Here is a 25,518-nt window from a genome sequence, read left to right as displayed (position 1 = left end):
GACTGAATATGACGAGTGGTGATTTATGGCTGCACTAAAACCTGAGGTGAAAGCCTTCATCGTTCAGGCTCTCGCATGCTATGACACGCCGTCACAGGTAGTTGAGTCTGTCCAGGAAGCTTTCGGCATTACGATAAGCCGCCAGCAAGTCGAATCCCACGACCCGACAAAGGTTAGCGGCAAGACACTAGCGCAGAAGTGGGTGGACATGTTCAACGCCGCCCGCGAGCGATTTCAGAACGAAGTCGGCGACATTCCCATCGCCAGTAAGGCGTACCGCCTGCGCGTTCTTAACCGCATGGCTGCCAGCGCTGAAAAGATGAAGAACTTTGGCATGACCTCTCAACTCATCGAGCAGGCTGCCAAGGAGATGGGCGACGCCTACACCAATAAGCACAAGCTTGAACATTCCGGGCCGAACGGTGGCGCCATCCAGACGATCACCATGAGCAAAGAGGAATACAAATCCGCAAGGCAGGAGATGATGGAGGATGACGACTGCTGAGCAAAAGGCATTCGCCCGCAAGGTTGAATGCGAAGAGGATGGTTTGTATTACGCGCGCTACTTCTTCAAGCAGCGTACCGGCGGCAAGATGATCGTCGCGCCGCACCACCGCGTGATTCAGCAGACGCTGGACCGGGTGATAGACGGCGAGATAACCCGCCTCATAATTAACGTTCCTCCTGGCTATACGAAAACAGAACTGGCGACCATCAACATGATGGGGCGAGGGCTGGCGCTGAACCAGCGCGCCCGCTTCATGCACCTGTCGTACTCCCACCAGCTCGCATTACTCAACTCATCCACCGCGCGCGGCATGATCAAGTCACAGGCGTATCAGTCGATGTGGCCGATGGCGCTGCGGGATGATGCCGACAGTAAGGCTATGTGGTGGAACGAATACGGCGGCGGGGTTTATGCCAGTTCGGCAGCCGGGCAGGTTACTGGCTTTCGTGCCGGTCATATGGAGCCAGGCTGGCAGGGCGCGCTGCTTATCGACGACCCGGTTAAACCTGATGATGCTTATTCCGAGGTGGTGCGCGACGGCGTAAACAACCGTTTTAACGAAACCATCAAGTCTCGTCTGGCAATTGAAACGACGCCAATGATAGTGATCATGCAGCGCATCCACTATCACGACCTGAGCGGATACCTGCTGCGCGGCGGCTCCGGCGAGAAATGGCATCATCTGAATCTGCCGGTGATTATCGACAACAGCCAGGCGTATTCAGCGCAGTATCCGGAAAACACTCACGCTATCCCGATTGAACATGGCCTGCCTGATGGCTGGCTCTGGCCGTTTAAGCATAACGAAAGCCATCGCGTTTCTCTTTTCTCGCACAGGCGTACCGCTGAAGCGCAGTACATGCAGAAGCCGCGCAAGTTCAACGCAGAGGGCGCGCTGTGGACTGAGGCAATGATAAGCGCCGCGCGCGACATGGAAATCCATGCCGATAAGGTGCGAACGGTCATTGCAATTGACCCTCAGGCAACGAACAGCGAAGAGAGCGACGAATCAGGCATCGTGGCCGCGAGTGCTTATGGAGCTGGCGACAAGAAGCGGTATTCGGTTGACGGTGACTACAGCGCGAAATACTCCCCAGCGGGCTGGGCTAAGAAGGCCATGTGGGCCTACGAAGAGCACGGTGCCGATGCGATCGTCATCGAAACGAACCAGGGCGGCGACATGGCTGAGGAAACGCTGCGTAACGCCGGGTTTAAAGGTCGCATTATTCGCGTTCACGCGAGCAAAGGTAAGTATGCCCGCGCTGAGCCTATTTCCGCGCTCTACGAGCAGGGGCGCGTAGCGCATCACGGCAATCTCTACGTGCTGGAAAACCAGTTGATGGAGTACGTGCCGGCCACTGCCAAAAAGTCGCCTGACCGCCTCGACGCAATGGTTTATGCGCTTACTGAATTAGGCGGGGTACAGCCGATGGGCATGATGATTCCTAAACGCCTGCAAGGCAGGGGATAAATGAGGGATTATGGAGCTTATATTCTTACTTTGTGTCGCTCTGTTTGTGGGTTTCATACTTTTTGCATCAAATACAGGTAGGTCGCGTGATGGAACCTGTCATCGTTGCGGCGTGGGCATAAAGCCTCCTGCTATGTTCTGCGGCCAATGCAGGCCCGAAAAATTTACTCCGGCCAAGGGGCCAAAACTTCCACCTTTCAAACGCTGACGGACAACTCATGACTGACAAATTAACACTGGCCGTCAACCATGCGTTGAACGATGCGCGAATGGCTCGCGCCAGAATGGCGATGCTGGCGCCCACAATGGGGCTGGATGCGAAGCGCAGCACGGCATGGTGCGAGTACGGCTTCAAAGAGGACATTACCTATGATGACCTCTACGCCCTGTACCGGCGCGGCGGTATCGCCCATGGCGCAGTGAAGAAAATCATCAGCGCGTGCTGGCAGACCAATCCGGAAATCATTGAAGGCGATGAGCAGGACGAAACGCGCAAAGAGACCGCATGGGAGAGAAAGGCAAAGACGGTTTTCACAAACCGTTTCTGGCGGGCACTCGCTGAGGCAGACCTTCGTCGGCTTGTGGGCCGCTATTCCGGCATCTTGCTGCATATACGCGACAACAAGGACTGGAACCTGCCCGCCACTATAGGAAAGGGGCTGGAGAAAATCACCGTCGCCTGGGCTGGTTCGCTACAGGTCAAAGAGTGGGATACAGGCATTAACTCCCGCACCTACGGGCAGCCGAAGATGTGGCAGTACCTGGAGAGCCTGCCTAATGGCAGCTCGCGGCGAGTGGATGTTCATCCCGATCGCGTATTCATCCTCGGAGATTACTCAGCGGACGCTATCGGCTTTCTTGAGCCTGCCTATAACGCTTTCGTTAGCCTGGAGAAAGTAGAGGGTGGCTCGGGTGAATCATTCCTGAAGAACGCCGCCCGCCAGCTCAACATCAATTTCGATAGAGAAATCGAATTTTCCAATATCGCCTCGATGTATGGCGTAACTGTTGAAGAGTTGCAGGGCAAGTTCAATGAGGCTGCTGCTGAAGTTAACAAGGGTAATGACGTTCTGTTGACAACGCAGGGCGCAAGCGTCACCCCCCTGGTGACTTCAGTCGCTGACCCCGGGCCAACCTATGACGTAAACCTTCAGACAGCAGCAGCTGCGCTGGACATCCCCACGAAAGTGCTTGTCGGCATGCAGACAGGTGAGCGTGCCAGCACCGAAGACCAGCGTTATATGAATAAGCGCTGCCAGTCTCGCCGCGGCGATCTGTCGTTTGATATCGAAGACCTCTGCGACAAGCTGGTTGGTCTTGGCATTCTCGACCCGGTATCGCAAAAGACGGTTATCTGGGATGACCTGAACGCCAGCACCGACGCCGAAAAGCTGGCATCTGCCAAGCTGATGGCCGATATCAACAGTGCATCCATTGCCACTGGCGAGCAGCCGTTCTCTGGCAAAGAGATTCGCGTCGCGGCTGGTTACGAAGGTGAGTCGCAGTCACTGGGAGAGGATGACGATGAAGAAACGGAAGGCGAAGAAGACCCGACCTCCGATCCTGCCGGGAAACCTTAGCGACCCGACCGGCGTTGACAGACTTGAACGCGGCGCGATTAACGAGTTCTCCAGGCGAATGAAGAAGGTCGCAAAAGTATATCAAAGCATTCTCGACCGTATCCCCGCATCACTCGCAGTAAACCAGCGTTACACCTTCGACCTCGACACAACCATGCTTTCGATGCTTCTGAATAACGCATCGGCATTCGTTGACGAGATTCTCTACGGGAACAGCGATATCGATTTCTGGCTCTGGTCTGATTACGTCAAGCCAGCGTACCAGCGCGGTACGGCGCAGGAGTTTGCCAGCCTGTCGCAGCAGTCGCCGGTCTATGCCGCCGGGCAGGAGAGTCTGGAGCAGGTGCTGCTGAGCGAGCCTTACCGCCGTCGCCTGTCTCTGCAACGCGCTCGCACGTTTGAGGAGATGAAGGGACTCAGTGCTCAGGTTAAGACAGACATGGCGCGCATCCTGACGGATGGCCTCGGGCGCGGGCAGAACCCGCTTGATATTGCTGAGCGCCTTAATGAGCAGATCGGTATTGAGCAACGCCGGGCGAACCGCATTGCCCGCACCGAAATTACTACCGCTTTACGCCGAGCGCGCTGGGATGAGACCGATGAGGCAACAGAGCAGTACGGCATCCGCATGAAACTGATGCACATCTCGGCGCTTAGCCCCACGACGCGACGGAGCCACGCAGCGCGCCATGCGCACCTGTACACCTCTGAAGAGGTGAGGGAGTGGTATTCCATCGGCGCCAACGCCATCAACTGCAAATGCAGCCAGATTTCCGTGCTGGTGGATGAGGATGGGCAGCCGCTCAACGAAAACATCGTCGAAAAGGCAAAGAAAACATTCAACACAATGAAGGCCCGGGGCTACGGCTGGGCTGAGGGTTAATTCATGCCACAAGTACAAGTCAACGTCACCACTAAGGTGAACAGTCAGGCCATTCGCCGCGAAGTTCATAACGGACGCGATCACTTGGTTCTGCCGAGTTATACGCTTCCGGCCAATGTCGTAATGAACGGTGGGCTTTATCCGGCCAGTGAAATCGACGCGCATTATAAAGGCCTTGAAGGGACGCTGGCGCCGCTGGGGCATCCTCAGGTTAACGGCCAGTTTGTCTCTGCGTTCTCGCCCGAAGGGCTGAACGTGGGCTTTGTCGGCGCGTGGAACCGTAACGTTAAAAAGGCAGGCAATCGCATCTACCTGGAAAAATGGGTTGATGTGAACAAGGCCAGTGAATCAGAAGGCGGGCGTGAGCTGCTGGAACGAGTAGAGGCCATTGAACGCGGGGATGACGTGCCGCCCATTCATACCAGTGTCGCCGTGTTCCTTGACCAGCTTGAAGCCAACGAAGAGCAGAAATCGCTCGGCGCTGAGTGGGTGGCGAAGATTCACGGCATGGACCACGACGCGATTCTCCTGCATGAAGTGGGGGCGGCTACCCCGGAGCAGGGCGTAGGCCTGATGGTTAACGCGGACCTCGCTACGCCCTTAAAAGCCAATTCTGGCGCGCTGGTGGGGGAATCATACCGCGAACGCGAGCAGCGCCTTGACCGTGCTGCTAAAGCGCGATTTGCGCCCGGCGAGAACGAATACGCCTGGGTGGCGGACTTCACCGACTCGCAGGTAGTCATCATCCGCAACGGTGGCAATGCTCAGGTGTTTGGGTACACCTCAGAAGGCGGAAAAATCACCTTTGACGAAACCGGAACGTCGGTTGCACGCCAGGAGTCGTGGGTCACCATCGTAGCCAACAAAGTTAAATCCCTTTTTACTCCGCAGGATCAGCCTGCACCTAACCATCAAACGGAGGGCGACATGCCTTTAACCAAAGAAGAAATGGAACAGATCGGCACCATGATCGGTGAGGCTGTGGCCACCAACACCAGTAAGGCTATCGAGCCTCTTCAGCAGCAAATTACTGCTTTACAGGCCAACCAGCAGCAACTCACTGACACCATTACCGCTAATTCTCGTGCTGAAGAGCAGACAATGCGCGAAGCAGTGAAAGCAGTGCATGGCGAGCTGGTGGCAAACGCGCTTTCTGGCGATGCCCTGAAAGACATGTACAGCAAGCTTGGTAATGCCGCTCCGCTGGGCGCCAATTCTGCCACGCAGCCGAGCCAAAGCGGCGCGCCGGACGCAAGCACCTACTTCCCGGCCTAAGTAATCAGGCTGAACAGTCATCTATTTAAGAGGAGACCGGCATGGCTTCCCGCTATCGTCGCGTAAATATCGACGGGCAGTCGCTCTATAAGACTGAAACCCGCACCACCGCCGCAGCATTGCTGCCCGGTACCGCAGCTGTCATCAATGCTGATGGCGAGTTTGCACAGGCCACTGCGATTACCGGCCGCCTGTACATCATCGACTCCGCTTATCACCAGGGTCTTGGCATCCGTGATGCCGTTCCGGCAGGTGATTCCGCGGTTGGCAATTACGTCGAAGAGGGCCGCGAACTGGCGCTGCTTTGCGTGCCCGGCGCGTACAAGAAAGACAGCCCGATTAAGCTCGGCGCGAATGGTCAGTTCACCCTTGCGACCGATGACACCGACTCGGTGATCGGCTACAGCCAGGATGAGGCGACTATTGCCGCCAGCTCCACTGATTTCATTCGCGTGCGTATGCGCGTCGGCACCGCAGCCGCCGCAGATGCTGGCGCATAACTAAAGGACAGACGCACATGTATTTTTCACGAGAAACACTGGCGACTAACAGTCGCCTTGGCGGGCACTGGAATGAACTGTGGGCGAACCGCAACATGTGGAATCTGCAGAATGATTCCATCATTGCGGCTAACCGCGCAATCATGACTCCGGATATGCTGGCCTGTAACGCTGTGGGTGGTTTCACCCGCGATTTCTGGGCTGAAATCGACCGGCAGGTGCTGCAACTGCGAGACCAGGAAGTCGGCATGGAAATCGTGAACGACCTGATCGGCGTTCAGACGGTGCTGCCGGTTGGCAAAACCGCCAAGCTGTACAGCGTGGTTGGCGATATTGCTGACGACGTTTCAGTAAGCATCGATGGTCAGGCGCCGTTCTCCTTCGACCACACTGAGTACGCCAGCGATGGCGACCCGATTCCGGTATTCACTGCCGGTTACGGTGTTAACTGGCGTCATGCTGCCGGCCTGAACTCTGTTGGAATTGATCTGGTGCTGGACTCGCAGATGGCGAAGATGCGCAAATTCAACCAGAAACGCGTTAACTACTATCTGAACGGTGACGCCAACATTCAGGTTCAGTCATACCCGGCGCAGGGTATTAAAAATCACCGCAATACCAAGAAAATTAACCTCGGATCTGGTGCAGGCGGTGCAAACATCGATTTGACCACCGCAGACATGACTGCGCTGTTCACTTTCTTCGGTAAAGGTGCTTTCGGGACTCTGGCCCGCGAAAACAAAGTTGCGACCTATGATGTGATGTGGGTATCACCTGAAATCTGGGCCAACCTGGCACAGCCGTATGTTGTGAATGGTGTTGTGAGTGGCAATATACTGAACGCTGTTCTGCCTTTCGCCCCGGTCCGCGAAATTCGCCCAACCTTCGCGCTGTCAGGCAACGAATTTATCGCCTACGTTCGCCGTCAGGACGTTATCTCTCCGCTGGTTGGCATGGCTGTCGGCGTTGTGCCGCTGCCGCGTCCGCTGCCGAACGTTAACTACAACTTCCAGATCATGTCTGCTGAAGGTCTGCAAATCACCGCAGATGAGCAGGGGCTGTCCGGTGTTGTTTACGGCGCCAATCTGGCCTAAGGGGTGAGCATGGCTAAGTACGAAGTAGTGCGCCCGTGGAATGGCGTTTCGCTGGGTCAGGTGGTTGAGATGGAAACACTGCATCCGGCTCTTAAATCCAATGTCCGCCTGATGCGCGGTGAGGCGGGCGGCACGCTTACCCCGGCAACACCGGAAGGTGGCACTGGCGAGAAATCCCGTAAAGAGATCATCGCTGAGCGGTTGAAAGAGTTGAACATTGAGTTCAAAGGCAATCTGGGAGCAGACAGGCTCACGGAGCTGCTGCCGGAAGGCGAGCTCGAAAACCTCTTCCCCGCTGAATAACAGCCGCCGCTAAGGCGGTTTTTTATGCCCCGCTCCGGCGGGGTATCTCACTTATGGAGTCGATGATGGTAACTCTCGAACAGGCGAAGGAGTACCTGACCGGTCAGGGGATTACCATTCCTGATTTCGTGCTTCAGGCTCTCGTTGACCAGGCTAACAGCATTCAGGATTGCCTTGATGCTCATTATTCGGCATCAACAGCGCTGCTGATTCAGGTCTACCTCCTGGCACTGATGGGGCTGGGGCAAGGTGACAAATACATCTCCAGCCAGACGGCGCCAAACGGCGCGTCACGCTCTTTCAGATTCCAGTCATTCTCCGATCGCTGGAAAGGCGCACTAAGCCTGTTGCGTGGGCTCGATAAACACGGCTGCGCGACAGCGCTTATCCCCGCTGACCCGACGGCAGCTCCCGCTTTTGCGGGCATCTGGATAGCGAAGGGCGGCTGCATGTGCAACGGTGACCGTTAATGACCTGGATATCCGTTAAGCAAAGACTGCCTGAGCCGTTCACGAAAGTCTGGGTGCTGACCGACAGCGGCAGGAAGGTAACCGGATACGTCAAAAGTAACGGCGAATGGCATCTGTTATGCCCGCAGGTAGCCGCTACAAAGCCTGAAGTTATCCGCTGGGAGGGCGAATGAGCGCTACGTCAGAATGGGTGTATACCAACCTGTGCACTGTTTACCCACTTGTCGGCTATGAAGACTGGAATAACCGTCATCAGTACGGCGAGCCCTATCTCATCGCCTGCACATGGGAATCTGAAGCTAAAACCGTAACGGACGACAACGGCAAAGAGTTCGTTTGTCAGCAGACGATCTACACCGAGTCGAAACTGAATGGCGAGCTGGTTCGCTTGCCGCAGCGTGAAGACTATATCTCGCATGGCGACACCAGGGTGCAGGCCGATCCGCTCAAGGCCGACGCTGACAAGATTGTTGCTGTTCGCAGCGATGACATGAGCTTTTTTGGCGAAGACCCTGATTATCAGATTATGACGTGAGGTGAATATGCCCGTTAAAGGCATAAAGCGCGTGCAGATGAACGCAAAAAAGATGCTGGGGGATATCGCCGGGAATCGTACCGAAAAGGTGCTGACCGAAGTGATGATTGTGGGCTCCGCTTATGCGGCGCAGATTACGCCAGTTCACACCTCGACGCTGGTTAACAGCATGTATCGTCAACTGAAACCTGTAGCTGGTGGCATGACAGGGCGTGTCGGATACACAGCAAGTTATGCCGCTTTCGTTAATGCATCTGAAGGCACTCTTAAAGGCACGCCGCGGCCAGATGGTAGCGGTAATTACTGGGACCCTGACGGTGAACCAGACTTCCTGCGTAAAGGCTTCGAGCGCGACGGCCTTAACGATATCAGGGAGACCATTAAAAGAGGTTACAAGCTATGACCCGTGGCGAGGTTTACGACGCGTTGCGCGCCTGGCTCCAGAAGCATGGTCTTGATGCTGGCTACCGCGTGCAAAAACGCGTCTGGAATGAACTGGAGGATACGCAAAGCGATCGCTATCTCGTGATCCAGCAGAACGGCGGCGGCGCCACAGAAGAAGCGTTAACGCGTGATTATTATCGCTTCATTCTGCTATCCGGTCAGAACGACGCCAGCGTTGATGAGGTTGAAAACCGAGCCGATGCTATCCGCCAGGCGCTTATCGACGACCATAAAATCGAATGCATCACCTCGATGCAGCCAGTCGGCGGCATCCCCGCCATCCGAACAGAAGAGGGGCGTTTTCTCTTCGAAATTAACTTTCAAACCATCATTTCCCGCTAATACGGAGCAAAATATATGGCATGTGAATCAGGTGCATTCACAGGGCGCGACGTCGTCGTTTATTACGCGATCGGCTGTCCCGAGGTTCAGCCAGCGGCGAACCAGTATCGCCGCCTTGGCATGATGCGCGGCAAAACCACCGGGGTCGAGTGGGATACTGCTGACGCTACTGCTGACCAGAGCGCAGCCTACACCCAGGAAAACCTTGTCACGTATAAAAACGTGTCGTTCTCCGGTGACGGCGTGACGCGCAAGGAAGATGCCTATGCGCAGAACGCGCTTAAGCGTCATGTTTACAACCCGCCGGCGGCCACCAGCAGCCAGCCTTATGTGTGGTTTAAAATCATCTCCCCGAACGACATCACCGAAGGCCCGTTTCTGGTGACCAGCTGGGAAGATGAATCGCCGCATGATGATGTTGCAACCTGGTCTCTGGAAGCATCCAGCGCCGGGCTGGTGGACGTGCGTGATGTTGGCGAGGTGATCACTGTGACCTCTCAGCCTGTCGATAAGGCTCTGACTGAGGGGCAGACGCTTACGCTGACAGTGGCCGCTGCTGCGACCGACAATTCACCGCTTACCTACCAGTGGCAGAAAGACGGCTCTGATATCACTGGTGCTACGTCAGCAACCTACACCAAGGCTAACGTGGCGGAAGCCGATGAAGGCTCCTACGCCTGCATCGTTTCGTCCCCTACGGCAGGCAGCGTAACGTCCAACCCGGCGACAGTTACCGTAAGCGCCGATTAACAGCAGGGGCTACGGCCCCTTTGAGGATTTATGCAGGCGATTACCGATATCGGCCAGGCGGTGATCCGCGCTGGTGGGCGTGAGATTTTCCTTAACCCGTCTTTTCTTGCAATGTCCCGGCTCGGAAGCCCAGAAGAAATCGTTGAGATATTTGTCACTGTTCATGCAGGGCATTATCCGCAGCACCGCATCAGCGACAAAGCCGTTATGAAGGGCGTTCTGGCGCATTGCTTTGCTGAGATGGCGGTAGCTGCCGCTGCGGTGGTTCAGGCCTGTGCAGGCGAAAAGTTGAAGGACGTGATCGGTTCTTTTGCCGTGACGTCGAAAGGGAAGCTCTCTTATCGCCCGGGTGCGATACCCGTTTCTGACGTGCTGGAGCTGGCGCGCCATCTGATACGTCATGGTGTGATGGGCGATCAGCCACCGGAAGAGTTCGCGGAAAAAAAGGGCGAATACTCCAGCAGGTTTGATGCACGGTCATTTGTTTATACGGCGGTGGCGCACATTGGCATGAGTGAAGCCGATGCCTGGAACATGACTATGACAAGCTTCCGCGCGGCGATGAATGCCAAATATCCACCGAAAGAGAAGGCAAAAATCCCGACCCAGAAGAAGTACGACGAGGTTATGGACTGGGCCGAGAAGATGCTGGCGCGTGATGCGCAGCGGAATGGACTTCACTGACCCAGGATGATTGATCAGGGAGTACAGCCGAACTGGTTGCAGTAATGAGAATAGCTTTGTCCTTTAGAGTTGGTGCCGGTAACCATTCTGCTCCCGCCGCCAAGATTCGTCTGCGTTTGATTCCATGACTGACCATTTGCAGCCCGGCCATTGGTATAGGTCTGGTTGCCAAATGTCTGAGAGGTTTGAGACCACGTTGAACCCGTGCTGGCATTACTTCCGTTAACGGTTGTCATTCCACCCATGCGATTGACAGTATATGTGTTACCGTTGTTGTCATAGCAGGTGGAAAGCGCACTGCTGCCTATACATTGCGCCATGGCACCAGATGAAATGCCACTCACTGCGACTGTTAAAAGCACTGCTGCTAGTTTATTCATTTGGGTATCCGAATCGATGGTTGATTTGCAATAAACATATTAACGCATGGTTTTATGACGTTCCCTTAATACCTGCTTACGATTGACCTACCAATAATAAGGGGTAAAGCAATAAGGGAAATAAATGTTAGGATGTTTCCGATTGCAATCAATGGAAACATAAAATGAAAAAGGTAGTGGCTATCGCGCTTGGAGCGCTTTTGTTGTCTGGTTGTACTGTCCGTGTTGCTGATATGACTGTTGGTAGTACCAAAAATTATAACCTGAACTCAGCGCAGTTTGTAAAAGGCGCTCGCGTTATTGGTGAAGACACCGCACCAGTATTTATCTTCCCGCTGGGTATCCCCAACGTCAAAACCGCAATGGATCGCGCCATTGAAAAAAACCGTTGTTCCGTAGCTTTGTCTGACGTTGTTGTTACACAGCTCAACCATGCATTCATTGTTGGGCAGATTGGCTACCGCATCGAAGGTACATCCATTATTGATCGCAGCCAGCCTGGTTGTGAGAACGCGAACTAACACTTAAGCCACCTCCGGGTGGCTTTTTTGTATTTCTCTCATGAGATCAAAAAATCACCCGTCGCCGTTGCGCCGGAGCGCTGCCCTGTTAGGATGTGACTAAACGTTACTGATGGGACCTTTAAAATGATGATGGAAATACCCGGCAGCGTTCAAGATTACTACACAGAATCAGAAAACGAAGCGGGAGAAAAGATTTACCTGGCTAACCGGCAAAGGTTGCGGGCTTTAGTTTCCCTGATAAATCAGAAAACACAGGAAGTAATTGCGAGCGGTGGTAACCCGCATACTGCATCCCTTGATCTGAACGACCAGTTTAATGATTTTATTTCCACAGCCCCTGTATTGGCGCAGGTTTCAATACTGGATGTTTTTGCTCAAGAAATGAATGCATCTGCTATGGAGATGAATGATGAGGCTAATCGCCTGAACAGGCAGGCAGCCAAACATGAGGCTGCTGGTTTTGCAATTGGTCAATGGGTCGGCGCAGGCATTCTTCTGATATTCCTTCTGGTTTTATTTGGCATCATTTCCTAATCAAATCTAGTAAAAATAAACCTCGCTTCGGCGGGGTTTTTTATTGCCCGGAGATAATCAATGTCTGAAAACCTTGGAACCATTGAATACATTATCAAGGCTGACACAGCTCAGTTGTTGATGGCTGATAAGGAGGTCGCCAAGGCTACCGATAATATGCAGGATGGCTTTGACGCGGCTGATGAGGCGGCACAGTCACTATCATCATCTCTGGGCGAGTTGAGTAAAATTGCTGCGGCTGTGATGGCTGTGTTATCGGTGAACCAGGTATCAAAATATGCTGATGCCTGGACCGAGCTCAACAACAAACTTACAAACGCCCTACGTCCAAATGAAGATTTGGTTGATGTAACTGAGCGCGTTTTCAATATAACTCAGCAAACCCGATCAAGCCTGGATGCTACAGCATCGCTCTACTCTCGCCTGGAGCGAGCAACTAGGCAGTACGGTACCAGCGCAGAAGATTTAGCGAAGCTTACATCCATCATCAACCAGGGATTTATTGTTTCTGGAGCATCAGCTGAAGAGGCAGAAAATGCCATCATTCAGCTTTCTCAAGGGCTGGCTTCTGGTGCGCTTCGCGGTGAAGAATTCAACTCCGTTAACGAGCAAGGAAATCGTTTAATCGTGGCTCTTGCTGATTCACTGGGAGTCACGATCGGGCAAATGAGGCAACTGGCTGCGGATGGAAAGCTTACAACCGATGTAGTTGTTAATGGCCTTTTATCACAAGGGACAACTATCGGTGCTGAATTTGCCAAAACCACAACAACTATCAGCCAGGCAATGCAGGTTGCTGGCAACAACATCACCAAATTCATTGGAGAAAGTACATCAGTTAAAACCGGCGTTGCAATTTTCAATGATGCCATTATCACTGCTAGCGATAACATCTCAGGGCTGAGCTTGGCCTTAACCGCAGTTGCGGCTTTAATGGGCAGCCGATATGTTGGCGCACTCACTATGGCAGCATCGGCACAGGTTCGCAGCACTGTGGCTAAGATTGCTGATGCCAAGGCTGCAGCAGCTACAGCGTCGGCAGCTGAAGCACAGGCTGCTGCGCAACTGCGTTCTGCTCAGGCCAGTAAAAGCGCAGCAACGTCTGAACTCAATCTTGCGCAGGCCAGGCTGAACACCCTTAAAGCGACCGGAGCAGCGTCTGTTGAAGAGGTGCGCCTTGCTGCCGCCGAATCGCAGACAATCCGCACCCAACTGGCACAAATCAATTCTGAGAAAGCTCTTGAGACTCAGCGTTTGCGTGCACAGATTACAGAGCAAGGGCGCATTCAGACAGCCACCAGAATGGCTCAATTACAGCAGGCTTCAGCAACACTTACCGCGCGACTGGCTGCTGCAGAATCTGCCGTTTCGCAATCGCGCGCTGCAGCTATAGCCTCAGCTGAAGCCCAAGTATCAGCAGCTCGAATGGCTCTTGCTGATGCAACTGGAGTTGCTACGGCAGCTAACGGAAGGTATATCGCTTCACAAGAAGCATCGGCAGTAGCATCCCGCGCTGCGTCTACAGCAGCTACTTTAGCCAAAGGCGCTCTTTCTCTTATTGGTGGGCCTGCTGGCGCAGCCATGATAGCCGCTGGCGCCATATTCTATTTTTGGCAAAAAGCTCAACAAGCCAGAGAAGAAGCTATCTCTTTCGCTGACGGCGTCGATAAATTAAATGCCTCGTTGAAGTCGATGAGTAATACCCAACTTAGAGGAACTATCGCTGACGCGAATATTGCTTTTAAAGGCCAGACAGATGCGGTTCAGGATCTGAAAGATGAAATTAAAGACCTGACCGCTGAACGAGATAGGGCACAAAAAGCGGGAGAGATATACGGCACCACTATTGAACAGGGAAACGGCTTGCTAAAAAGGGCCGCAGACCTTACTGATCGGATAAACCAGAAGCAGCGAGACCTTGAATCCTTAGAGCAAAAGGCTGCCAGGACAAAACAGTTACTTGCTGATGCCACCACTCAAGTAACTAATAACATGCTTTCTTCAATGGGTGTTCACGATAAGCTTATTAAAAAAGGCACCACGCTGGAACGAGTACAAGGTGCGGTGGCCCGGGCTTTCGGTGATACAGCGGATGAAATAAACCGCGCCAATCAGGCCGGTAAAAGCTTTAATCCTAAGGCTTTGCAGGTTTCACCTCCTACCGAAGATGGCGATAAAGTAATTCTGAATCTTCAGGAGCAAAATGAGCTGCTGAAAATACAGGATGACCGCTTGAGAGCTGTAACCAAAGCCGGAATGGAGGCAGCCAAAGCAACCAGCAATCCTAATCAGATAGAATCTGCCCGGCGCCTAGCTGGTGAAAATTACGACCTTCAGCAAGCTGAAGATGAGCGTAAAAAAGCACAGCAGGAAAGCGAACAACAAGGAAAAAGGTCAGCGAATGCAGCTGAATCAGTAGCCCAGAAACTCGCGAATCTTAAGCAGCAATCTGAACTTGCAGCTGACTCAACGCAAACTTTGAGCAGAGAGCAGGCAATTCTGCAAGCCCAACAGTCTCTTGGTAAGGCCGCTACAGAGACGGATATCAAGCTTGCGGGTGAATACGCTGCGAAAAAGTGGGATACGGCAAACGCTTTAAAAGCGCAAGCGGCAGCGGAAAAACTAATTCCGGATTTACGTGAGAACGCATCTTACGCCAAGGATGTTAGTGACCTACAAGCCGCTTTAGATGCGAAAAAAATAACACAGCAGCAATATGATGCTGCATCGGTAAGAATGGAGCAGGACCATCAAGCAAATCTCGCTAAAATCCGTTCACAACAGGCTATAACGCCTCAACAAGAGGCTGCCGGGCAAATCGACCCGGTGCAACAGTTGGCCAACCAGCACGCGCAAGAACTGGCGATGATTCAACAGTTCGAGCAGCAGGGCGTGCTGGCACATGAACAGGCCCTTGCTCTTAAAAACGCAGCAGATACAGAGTACGAACAGCAGCGCATTGCCGCGCAGTGGGAAATATTCCGTAACCAGAGTCAGGCTAACGAGTTGCTGGCATCTTCTCTCGATGGACTTCAGAGCGGAACCAGTAGCGCTATTACTGGCCTGTTAAATGGCACGCAGAGCCTTCAGGAATCATTCGCCAACATCGGATCCACCATCCTAAATAGTGTGGTCGGCAGCCTTGTGCAAATGGGTGTCGAGTGGGTTAAAAGCCAGATTATGGGGCAGGCGGCAGCGGCTACTTCGCTGGCTTCCACCATGGCTCAGGCGACTGCGGCAGCGGCCGCGTGGGCACCAGCAGCGATAAGCGCCTCGATAGCAACGATGGGAGCTGCGAACGCAACCGGTCAGGCAGCGTATGCCACATCACTTGCCACAGCGAAGGGGATGGCGCTTGCAGGTGCCCGCCGATATGGCGGCACCGTTTCGGCAGGCAATGCCTACCGTATCAACGAGAGCGGCGAATCTGAGATTTTCCAAACTGCGGGAGGGAAGCAAGCCTTCATCCCAAACCAGTCGGGAAAGGTCATTCCAGCGGATAAGGTCGGAGGTGGTGGAGTTCAAAATGTTTACTTCACCATTAACACTACTGGCGGAATAAGTGATGCTGAGTGGGCGCAGATCGAGGCAAAGGCCGTTAGTATTAGTAAGAAAATGGCGCTTTACCAGATTAGCGACCAAGCCAACAGGCCGGGCGGAATAATACAGCGAAGGAAGAACGGATAGTTATTGTTATCATGCTGCTTCAACCAAATGATGGAGTTTTTGTATGGAATACCAGATTGAAGACATCACGCCTTATGAAGACGAAAGTGGCTCAGCTATCCTTGCCTGCGTATATGTAAATTACGAAGATCACTGCAAGGGTGTAAAAGTCCGCGTTCATTTACCGTTAAACCGGGAAAAGACACTGGCGGAAATAGAGCAGCAAATTCTTGAAGAAGCAAAGCAACAACTAAAGGAACTTGTCGCCACCTTTTAATTTAATCGCTGCTCATATGCCCCGCTCCGGCGGGGTTTTTTATTGGGGAAAATTATGCCAGAAGTATTCACATGGATACCGCAGAAGGGATACAGCGTTGAGCGAACGCCGAACGTTTCTGTCGTAAAACTGGGTGACGGCTACGAGCAGAGACAGGTGAAGGGTATCAATCCGCTTATGGATAAATACTCTCTCACGTTTAGAGGCGTGGGCAGCGCCTGCCGGAGTAATTCTGCTAAGGATGCTGAGGCCTTCCTGAAAGCCAGAGGGGCGGTTGAATCGTTCTACTGGACACCATCAGATACGGGAGTGCAAAGGCTCTTTGTTTGCCGCTCCTGGAGCATGGTTAAAACCGGGCCGTTATACGAACTCACGGCCACATTTGAGCAAGTGCCACGATAAGCCGCCTACGGGTGGCTTTTTTATTGGGAGTTATCCGTGCGCGATATTCCAGCGGAACTGATTATTGAAAGCGTTGATGCCGGAGTAGGCGCTTTCATTGACCTTTTTGAAGCGGACCTGCAACCCTACGGCGGTGATGTTGTCCGTTTCCATTCCGGTACGAATGGTTATTACGGCGATGTTATCTGGCGCGGGCTCGCCTACCCGGCGTACCCGATAGCAGTCGAAGGCTTCGAGCAAAAAAACGAAGGCACTTATTCCCGCCCAACAATGACGGTAGCCAATATCACCGGTCTGATAACGGGCATAAACCATGATTTCGACGACATGCGTGGTGTCGTTATCACCCGCCGGCAGGTTCCCGTAAAGCATCTTGACGCAGTGAACTTCCCTAACGGCAACCCCGATGCCGATCCGACTATGGAAGCGCTGTCGCGATATGTCGTGGAAGAGATGAGCCAGGAAACGGCGGAGCAGGTTACCTATGAACTTGCGACGCCCATCGATTGCGACAACGCCATTATTCCGGCTCGGACAATACTGGCCGATGTGTGCCAGTGGCAGTACCGCGGCATCGGGTGCGGTTATGACGGCCCGCCGGTGGCAGATGAGCGGGATAACCCGACATCTGATCCGGCGAAAGATAAATGTTCACACAGGAGATCAGGATGTCGCTTCCGCTACCCGCGGCCCGAGCCGATGCCGATCAGCAGCTTCCCCGGTTCGCAGAAAGTGAGTTGATAGGCGCATGCCTGGACTATGCGGCCTCATCAGCTGAGGAGGTATGCGGCCTGATTATCGACAATTGCCGCTTGCATCGCTGCCGCAACATCCACCCGCAGCCCACCACCAGCTTTCGCATCAGCGATGATGACTGGCTGGCGGCTGAGGATTCAGGCCAGATAACGGCCGTGTTTCACTCCCACCCGATGCTCTCTCCGGTGCTCTCTGGCGCCGATCGTCAGATGCAGATAATAACCGGGCTACCGTGGTGGCTGGCCTGCGGCGGCTCGCTGAGGCAGTTCCGGCCGGTTCCGCATCTGCTGGGCCGTCGGTTCGAGCATGGCACCATGGACTGTTACACGTTGTTCAGGGATGCCTATCACCTGTGCGGCATTGATTTGCCTGACTTTGAGCGAAGCAATGGCTGGTGGTTGCGCGGCGAGAACCTTTACATCAAGAACATGGCCGCCAATGGCTTCTGCCAGGTGTCTGCCAGCGAGGCATGTCCCGGCGATGTAATCATTCGCCAGCCTTTCCCTGGTGCTGACCCTTGCCACGCGATGATCCTTCTGGAAGACCATAAGGTGCTTCATCACGACTGTGCCGGGCACCTGAGCCGACGTGAGGATTACCGTCTGGCCTTTATAAAACAAACCCATTCGATATGGAGGCACGAACAATGCTCGTCTTTAGATTTGCGGGGCATTTCCGCCGACATTTCCGCCAGGTCTCACTGAATGTTGATACGCCTGCTCAGGGGCTTCGTCTGTTGCTGGCGCAGAATCAGGAGTTTAAAAAAGATTTCCTCAGAACACGTTTTCGAATGCGAATAGCGGGAGAAGAGGTAAAGGAAGTCGACATGAAGCTGCACATGGACAGGCATCTTAACGACGGATCAACCGTGTTTTTTGTGCCCGTGGTGGAAGGCGCAGGTATCGAAATCGGTATCGCAGGCTGGATTGCTATCAGCCTGGCTGCGGCGTCGGTTGCTTACTCCGTTTATGCTGCGCGCAACTTGAAAACCAAAACTTCGGCAGAGGCGGCCGAAACGAACACCATCACGAATAACTCATTCACCAGCGCTGAAAACCGCGTCGGGCAGGGGCGACCGGTTCCTATTTTACTCGGCGAGATGATGGTGGGCTCAAACGTAATTTCCCTCGGTATCGACACATCGAATAACCAGGACTGGACCGAATCAATTAGCTAAGGTGGCTTAAATGTCTTCAGGCGGCGGTAAAGCATCCACTCCGAAACTCCTCAACGATAACCTCAAATCAAAACAGTTTTACCGCGTGCTGGACCTTATCAGCGAGGGGCCGATTTATGGGCCGGTAGACCAGGCTCACCTGTCGTCTTTCATGCTGAACAAAACACCAATCACCGACACCAGCGGCAATGTCAGTATTAACGGTGTAAGCGTTGCCTGGCGGCCGGGTTCTGAAACACAGGCGCCGATTAATGGGTTTGGTGCCATTGAGGCGACAACCATTATCAATACCGAAGTCACCTACGATACGCCGCTGGTGCGTACCGTAACCGACTCGGAGGTGACCCGCGTACGCTTTAATATCGGCGTAACAAGCCTTGTTGAGCAGGATTCAAAAGGCAACCAGAAAAACACCTCAGTAACCATGGTTATCGAGACGCGGACAGCAGGCGGAGCGTTTGCCATTGCAAAGACGGTAACCATCGGGCCGAATAAAATCTCCGGAGAATACCTCGAGGCGCATGTTATCGACGCGCCGGGAATCAAACCGTTCGATATTCGCGTTCGGCGCATTACCCCAGACAGCACCAGCGATTTGCTGAATAACGGGACCATCTGGAACAGTTACACCGAAATCACTGACGACAATCTGTCTTATCCTTTTTCGGCTATTGCCGGGGCCGTTATCGACCGTGACCAGTACACCGATACGCCGAGCCGAACCTATCACCTTCGGGGATTGATCGTTGATGTGCCGGATAACTATGACCCGATAGCGCGAACGTATTCAGGCCTGTGGCTTGGAGGCTTTAAAAAGGCGTGGACCAATAACCCCGCCTGGCTGTTCCGTGAGTTGGTGAAAAATACCCGTTTCGGGCTTGCCCGCCGCGCTGGTTACATCGATGTTGATGACGGCGCTCTGTATGTGCTTTCTCAGTATTGCGATCAGCAAGTAGATGATGGCTACGGCGGAAAAGAGCCGCGTATGGTGCTGAACGCCTATATCACCGAGCAGGCCAGCGCCCGCGACATTCTTGATAAAATCGCCGGGATGTTTCGCGGTATTGCATTGTGGGACGGCATGCGCCTGACGGTCATGCTGGACGCGCCGCAGGACCCGATCGCCACAGTAACCAATGCTAACGTGGTTGACGGCAAGTTCAGCCGTAGCTCGGTGAAGCGCTCTGAGAAATACAATGCTGTGGTTGTGTCCTGGACGGACCCGGATAACGGCTGGGAGCAGGTGAAAGAGTACGTCTCTGATGATGAGATGATCGCGCGCAGCACCTATAACGAAACCACACTGGAGGCGTTTGGTTGCACTTCCCGTGGACAGGCCTGGCGCGCGGGAAAATGGCTGCTTGAGACAGCGAAAAGGGAAGGGGAACGGCTGTCGTTCCAGATGGCGAGGGATGCTATCCACTTTACGCCTGGCGATATTATTGAGGTAATGGATAACAACTATGCCGGGACGCGACTTGGCGGTCGCATTATGTCTCATTCCGGTACCAGAATAAGGGTTGATGCGGTTGACCCATCTCTTATAAGTAATGGCGATACCATGTCTGTTATGGGTCCAGACGGTAAGTTTGTTAAATACGAAATTGCCTCCGCCACGGATAGCATTGTCACCCTGAAAACAGCGCCCGCCTGGATTCGCGACGGTACAGTATTCGCTATTTCCACCAGCGAGATATCAGTCCGCTTATTCCGCATTCTCAGTATTGCCGAAACAGAGAATAATTCCGTTTACAGCATCACAGCATCTCAGCACGACCCTAACAAACAGGCTGTCGTGGACGAAGGCGCGGTTTTCGATATACCCAGCGACACTCTGAACGGATACCGTGTGCCGAACATTGAAAACCTGCGTATTCTGAACACGAACAGCGAGACCGTGCAGGTGACCGCAACGTGGGAGACGGCCACCACGACTAAAAAACTGGTATTCGAACTGTACGTTTATACCGAGAGCGGCGCGGTTGTGGCGCAGTATGAAACTGATCAGTTCCGTTACGACTTTTACGGGCTAAACGCCGGGAATTACACACTTGGCGTACGTGGTCGCAATGAAAATGGGATGAAAGGTGCAGAAACTCAGGTTAGCCTACTAATTGGTGCCCCTTTACCTCCCAACTCAGTGCAGTGGATACCCGGGCCTTTGCAGGCCACTCTTGTCCCGGTTATGTCTGTTTCTGCCACCTCTGATACTTCATTTGAATTCTGGTATGCAGGGGAAATCCCTGTTACTGGCGATATTGAAAACAACACACAGTTCCTGGGTCGCGGATACCAGTGGACGCTTCAGAGGCTTAAATTCGACCACACCTATTACGTTTATGTCCGAACCCGGAATGCTTTTGGCGTGTCTGATTTTGTTGAGGCCTCAGGTAAACCGACAGACGATTTCAGTGATATTACTGATGCAATTCTTGAGGAAATGGAGGAAACAGAACTCTTCAAGGATATGGTCGAAAACGCCGTTGATACCAGCGAGAAGGTCTCGCAGATGGTGACGGATATCCAGGCCAACGCTGACAGCCTTGAGCAGCAGGCGCAGCAGATTAAGGAAAATGCCGACGGACTTTCAGCGGCAGAAACCAAAATCGATGATATGCGCGTGAGCATCGACGGGATGAGCGGCGGCGTTAAAAACTCTGCAATCTCTATCATCCAGGGCAATCTCGCGCAGGTTACGAGCCGCCGCAGCCAGACGGCTAAGAACGCCAGTAATTCGGCGTCTATTGACCGTGTTGAAACAACAATAGCGACTAATGAAGAGGCAACCGCGCAGGCATTAACCGAGATTCGTGCCAGTGTTGCCACCAACACCGCAAGTGTCGTGTCGCTGACGACATCATTTGCGGATTATCGACAGGCCACAGCAACGCAAATAGATTCTTTGACTGTTTCCGTAAACGGAACAACCGCAGCCGTTACGACAAATGCCCAGGCTATTGCATCACTGTCGGGGAGCCTGTCCGCGATGTATTCAATCAAAGTAGGGGTGGATGCAAACGGCGTGAAGTACGCAGCGGGAATGGGGCTGGGTGTTGAAAATACTCCGTCCGGCATGCAGTCGCAGGTCATTTTCCTGGCGGACCGTTTCGCTGTAATGAGTCAGGCGGGCAGTGCTGTAAGTCTGCCATTTGTTATTCAGAATGGTCAGACGTTCATTCGCGACACGTTCATCCAGGACGGCACCATCACTAACGCCAAAATCGGCAGCTTTATTCAGTCGTCAAACTATGTGGCAGGTTCGGCTGGCTGGAGACTGGACAAGAGCGGAACATTTGAGCGCAATGCCGCCAATGGCGCCGGAAGAACGGTAGATAACGGCGTTCTGCGACTGGTTTACGACGCTAACGGAACGCTCAGAATTCGTGACGGACTCTGGTAAGGAGGAGTTATGCCGTGCGGTTTACAGTGCTGGGATGCGAGTGGAAAGCTGATAGTGGATATCGGCGACTACAACACGCGTTATCTCGGTAGGACAACCATCACAATCCCGGACAATATAAATGCAGTTACCGGCGGATTTGCAGGGCTGACAGCAGCAGGCAGCTTTGTTGTTGTCGTATCAACGGTGAGTTCCGTCAATTATACCCCAGCTAATTTCGCAGCCCGTGCTTATGATGGAGGGTTCCGCATTTTCAAGTTATCGAGATATACCCCCTCCGTAACTCTCACTCTGGATATGTATGCATTCTTATGAGCGGATATCAGGTATGGAATGATAAAGGCGCCCTTGTGATCGACTCGAATTATAAAGGAACCTATTATTACGATAATCGTATTTATTCCGGAATAAGCGATATCGGATATTACAATATATCCTGCCAACTGGGTAACTCTGTTGATATGGGTTTTGCGGGTGGCAGTGCCCCGCTGGATGATGGTCTCAGGTGGTTTAAACCTAACAATAACGCAAAGATGTTTTTTGCCGGACCGGACTGGATGACGGCGAACGCGGGTTCAATGGCAAGAACACGAAACGACATCCCGGTTGAAAGTGGTTATCGCGATATTTTTAATGCCGCCGGTCAACTGGTGTGGTCTGCCGTTATGGCCGCTAAAATCCCCCGTATTCTGGGGTTTTTTGATGTGCCAGCAGGTTTTGACCTTGATAATGCGGTGTATTCCCAGACCATCGGCACCAACAGCTGGATACTGGTAAGCGCTGTGCCAGGAGGAAATATTTCAGATGATGGTACCGTTACAGGTTTTTCCGGCCCGTTTTTCAGGTTCGTCAACGGTGTGCTCCAGTGTCAGTGGGTTAACCAGAACCAGCAAACATGGGCTAATACACTGAAACCCTACGGGATGCGGATACCTTACGGCATCCTTTCAAATCTGTCTTAAACCTGCATAAAGCACTGAGCATTTCAAAGTAAACAGTCCGCCGGACAGCGGGCTGTTTTATTTGTGGGGTATTGGGCTGTAGCTTATCTAAACCGGCGTTCTTGATGGCTGAGTGGCAAGCATGTTCTGGCCGGTTCCTCTTACCGGGTCAAAACGATAGGTTACTTTAAACTGTCCCTGTTTTTTAAAGCATATATTCCAGGCTCTTCTGTTGAGATGCCTGGCGAATATTCCATTGCTTGTGTCTGATATTACGGACACCTCTTTTTTATCACAGTCAACAACAGCTGTAATTTCTCCGCCCAAAGACATTCTTGATGCTTCTACAGGGTAATCCATCACGTAATCAGTATTTCTTCCGGACGTTGCACAGGCAGAGGTAGCCAAAGCAATAACCAGAGTCATGGCTTTTGTCAGTTTCACTTAAATACCTTTTTGTTTTTTATTTTATGCCTGCCGATTATATCAGTAGGCTGGAGAAATAATATGATTTACAGCACGGGAACAATTTCTTTAAACGGCAATATAGCTACCGGAAATGGTAGTAACTGGACCGCCCCTTCAAGTCAGGTTCGTCAGGGGCAAGTGTTAATTGTTCTCTCCACGCCTGTGCAACTGTTCCAGATTAATGCGGTAAACAGCGCAACAGAACTTACCGTGTCGCCGGCAGCCGCAGCCCCTTTAAACGACCAGGAATACGGGATTCTTGTCAGTGATGCCATGTCAATTGACGGCCTGGCTCAGGCGATGTCACAGCTCATCAATGAGTACGATGAGAATATCGGTTCATGGGAAGCCTTCGCGCTCACATCTGCGGCGCAGGATATTACGGTCACCATCAACGGCCAGCAGCTCAGCATCCCTTCAATTGGTAAACTGAAAGACAGCATTAGCAAAAAAGCGGACAAAGATGCTCTCGAAAAGAAAGCCGACCTTGTTTCTGGTGCTGTTCCTGTAACGCAGGGTGGCACCGGCGCCACTGATGCGGCGGGGGCACGAACGAACCTGGGTCTCAAAGGCGCAGCAACGCGCGATGTCGGGAAGGCTTCGGGTACAGTCGCAGCGGGTGATGATTCTCGACTCAACACAATCGACGGCAAAACGGGCGGAGCTGTTACAGACTCAATATATGTCAAGACGATAAATAACAATCTCGGTGTTGTCGGCGGGACAATTGCATCGACCATACAGAATACCATTGGTGGAACCAGCACGCAGTTCCAGATGTTTTCTCAGCTGGCATCAGGGGGGCAGCGTTACGGATTTCTGCGTTTGTATCAGGATACATCTTACAAAGACTGGTACTTTGACTACAGTGGCGGCGTTGCTTATGCACCTGTGGGCTGGAGTCAAGCCTCTGACAGGCGCGTAAAAGATAAAATAACCAGAATTCCAGAGCCTTTAGCCAAGATGCGCAAGATATCTGGAAATACATGGGTTCGTAAGGATGACCAGTCCAAAGGTGCATTCGGGATGGGGTTCATTGCTCAGGAAGTAGCTGAAGTATTCCCTGAAGCCGTTAGCTATGCAAGAGAGGGCTGCTACACGGTTGATGGGAAAGTGATAGATAAGCCTTTAGCTCTTTCCCCGGGCGATGTTGCCGCTGCCCTGCATCACGAATCGCTACTTAGCCTGATGGATATCCTGAAATCAGCGCTGGAAGTTATTGCAGACTCCACTTCCGATACCGAGACACGGGAAAAACTGTCTGCCATTGCGGCATTGATACCTGAAGCAGGGACGGCGCAAAAAGATAGCGCCGTTGAAAATCAGTAATATTGATAGGCCGCTTCGTCTTGATCCCCCTCCTGTTTAAAAATACTGTATATAAAAACAGTATAATTTATTGGGAGGGAATATGCCGCGCAGAGATGACATTGAAACGGCCTTCAGAGCCGCAGTTGAGTTCAAACCAGATGCCCGCCGGATTGTGACGACGGAAGCGTTTGTGAGGGAGTTGCAGAAACATAACTGGGACTGGACACTGAAAGAGGCGAATAAGTGGATTGAGCTTTCCGTCAGCACGTTCAGAGACGTGTCCACGGAGGAGGGCGAGAACAGGACGTTCACTCTCTACAATCCGAACGGAGGCCTGTGACATGTTCGCATCTCCGGCTACCGATTACCTCGAACAAAAGATATCGCTCGACGCGCTCTGCGTCAGGAGTCCGGCATCTACCTATTTCCTCCGCGCCAGTAACACATACTGGAAGGCGGGTATACTTAACGGCTCACTGCTCGTAGTAGACATGAGCGTTAAGCCGTGCGACGGGTCAATCGTTGTATGCGCATATGAAGGCGAGTTAGTGCTTAGGCGGCTTAAGCTTATCTCGCGTCGTTGTTTGCAGGATATCGACCACCCAAACTTCACATGGCCGCTGCCAACGGAAGAGGATGAGGTGAGGGTTGTTTATGGCGTGGTGACGTATGTCATTAACGATACCCGGGGAGGGGAGTTTGATGACACTCCGTTTTGATGGGGCATGTATGGGGCAAAAAAACATGCGTGAACTATAACGAACTACACCGCCACGCTTTCTCGTGACGGCTAATAAACTGTTATGTAAAGCGCTCTTGGACGATCTATAACGTTTAGAAAAA

General features: G+C 52.8%; 31 protein-coding genes. 29 read left to right on the top strand and 2 right to left on the bottom strand.

Annotated features, from left to right (window positions below; translation table 11 throughout):
- Positions 1-25: 25 nt before the first annotated feature.
- The 15 genes from DW56_RS10260 (at position 26) to DW56_RS10195 (ending at position 10,839) form a co-directional block, all read left to right on the top strand.
- Positions 26-505, top strand: coding sequence for a DUF2280 domain-containing protein (locus tag DW56_RS10260; RefSeq protein ID WP_029589789.1), 480 nt, complete (start codon positions 26-28; stop codon positions 503-505).
- Positions 492-1,979, top strand: a complete 1,488-nt coding sequence (locus tag DW56_RS10255; RefSeq protein WP_029589788.1) for a phage terminase large subunit family protein — start codon at positions 492-494, stop codon at positions 1,977-1,979. The genes DW56_RS10260 and DW56_RS10255 overlap by 14 nt, the downstream gene beginning before the upstream one ends.
- A 218-nt stretch (positions 1,980-2,197) precedes the next feature.
- A complete protein-coding gene (locus DW56_RS10250; RefSeq protein WP_029589787.1) occupies positions 2,198-3,559 on the top strand; it encodes an anti-CBASS protein Acb1 family protein in 1,362 nt (453 codons plus the stop codon).
- Positions 3,504-4,442, top strand: a complete 939-nt coding sequence (locus tag DW56_RS10245; RefSeq protein WP_035889865.1) for a phage minor head protein — start codon at positions 3,504-3,506, stop codon at positions 4,440-4,442. The genes DW56_RS10250 and DW56_RS10245 overlap by 56 nt, the downstream gene beginning before the upstream one ends.
- Positions 4,443-4,445: 3 nt before the next feature.
- A complete protein-coding gene (locus tag DW56_RS10240) occupies positions 4,446-5,717 on the top strand; it encodes a hypothetical protein (protein ID WP_029589785.1) in 1,272 nt (423 codons plus the stop codon).
- 41 nt (positions 5,718-5,758) lie between these two features.
- Positions 5,759-6,217, top strand: a complete 459-nt coding sequence (locus DW56_RS10235; RefSeq protein ID WP_029589784.1) for a gp53 minor capsid family protein — start codon at positions 5,759-5,761, stop codon at positions 6,215-6,217.
- Positions 6,218-6,234: 17 nt separating this feature from the next.
- Positions 6,235-7,311: a major capsid protein gene (locus tag DW56_RS10230; RefSeq protein WP_029589783.1), complete on the top strand. Its 1,077-nt coding sequence runs from the start codon at positions 6,235-6,237 to the stop codon at positions 7,309-7,311.
- Positions 7,312-7,320: 9 nt separating this feature from the next.
- Positions 7,321-7,614, top strand: coding sequence for a hypothetical protein (locus tag DW56_RS10225; RefSeq protein WP_029589782.1), 294 nt, complete (start codon positions 7,321-7,323; stop codon positions 7,612-7,614).
- 65 nt (positions 7,615-7,679) lie between these two features.
- Positions 7,680-8,084 carry a DUF7370 family protein gene (locus DW56_RS10220; protein WP_029589781.1) on the top strand — a complete coding sequence of 135 codons (405 nt, stop codon included), beginning with the start codon at positions 7,680-7,682 and terminating at the stop codon, positions 8,082-8,084.
- Positions 8,084-8,257: a DUF551 domain-containing protein gene (locus tag DW56_RS22385; RefSeq protein ID WP_152976861.1), complete on the top strand. Its 174-nt coding sequence runs from the start codon at positions 8,084-8,086 to the stop codon at positions 8,255-8,257. The genes DW56_RS10220 and DW56_RS22385 overlap by 1 nt, the downstream gene beginning before the upstream one ends.
- Positions 8,254-8,619: a hypothetical protein gene (locus DW56_RS10215; RefSeq protein ID WP_029589780.1), complete on the top strand. Its 366-nt coding sequence runs from the start codon at positions 8,254-8,256 to the stop codon at positions 8,617-8,619. The genes DW56_RS22385 and DW56_RS10215 overlap by 4 nt, the downstream gene beginning before the upstream one ends.
- A 7-nt stretch (positions 8,620-8,626) precedes the next feature.
- Positions 8,627-9,022, top strand: a complete 396-nt coding sequence (locus DW56_RS10210) for a hypothetical protein (protein WP_029589779.1) — start codon at positions 8,627-8,629, stop codon at positions 9,020-9,022.
- Positions 9,019-9,405, top strand: a complete 387-nt coding sequence (locus DW56_RS10205) for a phage tail termination protein (RefSeq protein ID WP_029589778.1) — start codon at positions 9,019-9,021, stop codon at positions 9,403-9,405. Before DW56_RS10210 ends, DW56_RS10205 begins: the two co-directional genes overlap by 4 nt.
- A 15-nt stretch (positions 9,406-9,420) precedes the next feature.
- Positions 9,421-10,155 (top strand): immunoglobulin domain-containing protein, encoded by a 735-nt coding sequence (locus tag DW56_RS10200; protein ID WP_029589777.1) that lies wholly within the window; start codon positions 9,421-9,423, stop codon positions 10,153-10,155.
- 30 nt (positions 10,156-10,185) lie between these two features.
- The gene (locus DW56_RS10195) at positions 10,186-10,839 is read left to right on the top strand and encodes a DUF6246 family protein (RefSeq protein WP_029589776.1); all 654 of its coding nucleotides are present in this window, start codon (positions 10,186-10,188) and stop codon (positions 10,837-10,839) included.
- A 14-nt stretch (positions 10,840-10,853) separates the two neighbouring features.
- On the opposite strand, the gene DW56_RS21655 is transcribed toward DW56_RS10195, so the two are convergent.
- Positions 10,854-11,219 carry a hypothetical protein gene (locus DW56_RS21655; RefSeq protein WP_071789726.1) on the bottom strand — a complete coding sequence of 122 codons (366 nt, stop codon included), beginning with the start codon at positions 11,217-11,219 and terminating at the stop codon, positions 10,854-10,856.
- A gap of 164 nt (positions 11,220-11,383) precedes the next feature.
- On the opposite strand from DW56_RS21655, the gene DW56_RS10190 reads away from it, so the two are divergent.
- The 11 genes from DW56_RS10190 (at position 11,384) to DW56_RS10140 (ending at position 22,917) form a co-directional block, all read left to right on the top strand.
- Positions 11,384-11,740 (top strand): hypothetical protein, encoded by a 357-nt coding sequence (locus tag DW56_RS10190; RefSeq protein WP_024551903.1) that lies wholly within the window; start codon positions 11,384-11,386, stop codon positions 11,738-11,740.
- A 126-nt stretch (positions 11,741-11,866) separates the two neighbouring features.
- The gene (locus DW56_RS10185; RefSeq protein WP_029589775.1) at positions 11,867-12,277 is read left to right on the top strand and encodes a hypothetical protein; all 411 of its coding nucleotides are present in this window, start codon (positions 11,867-11,869) and stop codon (positions 12,275-12,277) included.
- Between the two features lie 60 nt (positions 12,278-12,337).
- Positions 12,338-15,964: a tape measure protein gene (locus DW56_RS10180; RefSeq protein ID WP_029589774.1), complete on the top strand. Its 3,627-nt coding sequence runs from the start codon at positions 12,338-12,340 to the stop codon at positions 15,962-15,964.
- 43 nt (positions 15,965-16,007) lie between these two features.
- The gene (locus DW56_RS10175) at positions 16,008-16,220 is read left to right on the top strand and encodes a hypothetical protein (RefSeq protein ID WP_024551905.1); all 213 of its coding nucleotides are present in this window, start codon (positions 16,008-16,010) and stop codon (positions 16,218-16,220) included.
- A 54-nt stretch (positions 16,221-16,274) separates the two neighbouring features.
- Complete coding sequence (locus DW56_RS10170) at positions 16,275-16,622, top strand: phage tail protein (protein WP_024551906.1); 348 nt, start codon at positions 16,275-16,277, stop codon at positions 16,620-16,622.
- Positions 16,623-16,658: 36 nt separating this feature from the next.
- Entirely contained in the window at positions 16,659-17,363 is a 705-nt protein-coding gene (locus DW56_RS10165; RefSeq protein WP_024551907.1) for a phage minor tail protein L, read from the top strand.
- Positions 17,291-18,082, top strand: a complete 792-nt coding sequence (locus DW56_RS10160) for a C40 family peptidase (protein WP_411431224.1) — start codon at positions 17,291-17,293, stop codon at positions 18,080-18,082. The genes DW56_RS10165 and DW56_RS10160 overlap by 73 nt, the downstream gene beginning before the upstream one ends.
- Entirely contained in the window at positions 18,025-18,555 is a 531-nt protein-coding gene (locus DW56_RS10155) for a tail assembly protein (RefSeq protein ID WP_035889863.1), read from the top strand. Before DW56_RS10160 ends, DW56_RS10155 begins: the two co-directional genes overlap by 58 nt.
- A gap of 10 nt (positions 18,556-18,565) precedes the next feature.
- Complete coding sequence (locus DW56_RS10150; protein WP_024551910.1) at positions 18,566-21,955, top strand: TipJ family phage tail tip protein; 3,390 nt, start codon at positions 18,566-18,568, stop codon at positions 21,953-21,955.
- Positions 21,956-22,009: 54 nt separating this feature from the next.
- Positions 22,010-22,270 carry a hypothetical protein gene (locus DW56_RS10145; RefSeq protein ID WP_139152791.1) on the top strand — a complete coding sequence of 87 codons (261 nt, stop codon included), beginning with the start codon at positions 22,010-22,012 and terminating at the stop codon, positions 22,268-22,270.
- Between the two features lie 35 nt (positions 22,271-22,305).
- Positions 22,306-22,917 carry a hypothetical protein gene (locus DW56_RS10140; RefSeq protein ID WP_234409185.1) on the top strand — a complete coding sequence of 204 codons (612 nt, stop codon included), beginning with the start codon at positions 22,306-22,308 and terminating at the stop codon, positions 22,915-22,917.
- An 87-nt stretch (positions 22,918-23,004) separates the two neighbouring features.
- Here DW56_RS10140 and DW56_RS22380 read toward each other — a convergent pair whose 3' ends face one another.
- A complete protein-coding gene (locus tag DW56_RS22380; protein WP_139152792.1) occupies positions 23,005-23,340 on the bottom strand; it encodes a hypothetical protein in 336 nt (111 codons plus the stop codon).
- Positions 23,341-23,403: 63 nt separating this feature from the next.
- On the opposite strand from DW56_RS22380, the gene DW56_RS10135 reads away from it, so the two are divergent.
- The 3 genes from DW56_RS10135 (at position 23,404) to DW56_RS23215 (ending at position 25,394) form a co-directional block, all read left to right on the top strand.
- Positions 23,404-24,693, top strand: coding sequence for a tail fiber domain-containing protein (locus tag DW56_RS10135; RefSeq protein WP_024551913.1), 1,290 nt, complete (start codon positions 23,404-23,406; stop codon positions 24,691-24,693).
- Between the two features lie 82 nt (positions 24,694-24,775).
- Positions 24,776-25,015 (top strand): hypothetical protein, encoded by a 240-nt coding sequence (locus DW56_RS10130; protein WP_024551914.1) that lies wholly within the window; start codon positions 24,776-24,778, stop codon positions 25,013-25,015.
- A 1-nt stretch (position 25,016) separates the two neighbouring features.
- Complete coding sequence (locus DW56_RS23215; protein WP_024551915.1) at positions 25,017-25,394, top strand: HumD family translesion DNA polymerase; 378 nt, start codon at positions 25,017-25,019, stop codon at positions 25,392-25,394.
- Positions 25,395-25,518: the final 124 nt, after the last annotated feature.

The organism is Franconibacter helveticus LMG 23732, assembly GCF_000463115.2.
In the GTDB taxonomy this organism is placed as follows: Bacteria; Pseudomonadota; Gammaproteobacteria; order Enterobacterales; family Enterobacteriaceae; genus Franconibacter; species Franconibacter helveticus.
The sequence above is the reverse complement of the archived record's forward strand: the minus strand, read 5'-3'. Positions and strand labels throughout refer to the sequence as shown.